The organism is Anaerostipes hominis (ex Lee et al. 2021), assembly GCF_002270485.1.
Lineage (GTDB): Bacteria > Bacillota > Clostridia > Lachnospirales > Lachnospiraceae > Anaerostipes > Anaerostipes hominis.
In genome coordinates, this window is sequence record NZ_NQOG01000074.1 from 1 (window position 1) to 638 (window position 638).

Sequence of the window (638 nt, forward strand, 5' to 3'; positions counted from 1 at the left end):
CATACCTTCGGCAGGGATCTCAAATGGAACCCTCATATCCACTGCCTTATCTCCGAAGGCGGTTTTAGTGATGACGGCTTCTGGCGTCATGTGAAACACTTTCATTACAATTTTCTCCGTAATGCTTTCCGCACGGCTCTCCTGAACGAAATGGAATCTATCATTGGGCCATCCTTTAAGAAGATAAAATCAAAATGTTATACCGATCATAAACAGGGCTTTTATGTTTATGCTAAGCCCAATCTCTGTGACCCCAAAACAGTTATCAAATATATTGGGCGTTATCTTGGACGCCCTGTTATCGCCACCTCCAGAATCGATAAATATGATGGCGATAATGTCACTTTCCACTACAACCGCCATGAAGATGGCAAATATATAGAGGAAACAATTCCCGCAATTGACTTCATCAAGCGGTTGATTCGCCACATCCCTGAAAAACATTTTAAAATGATTCGATATGGCGGCTTATACGCCAGACACCGCGAAATTGATTCCAAACTTTACCGTGCCGTTTCTAAAAGCAAACACCGTATCTATCGGAGTTTTAATCAATGGAGAACTGCCATTTTGACTTCCTTCGGTTACGATCCTTTGGAATGTCCTAACTGCAAGCACAAAATGACTGTTTTAGAAAT

General features: G+C 41.7%; 1 protein-coding gene. It reads left to right on the forward strand.

All coding sequences use genetic code 11. The features are described 5' to 3' along the window. Positions 1-638 (forward strand): IS91 family transposase (locus tag CI597_RS17585; RefSeq protein WP_186992546.1); only part of this gene is annotated, 638 nt, incomplete at both ends.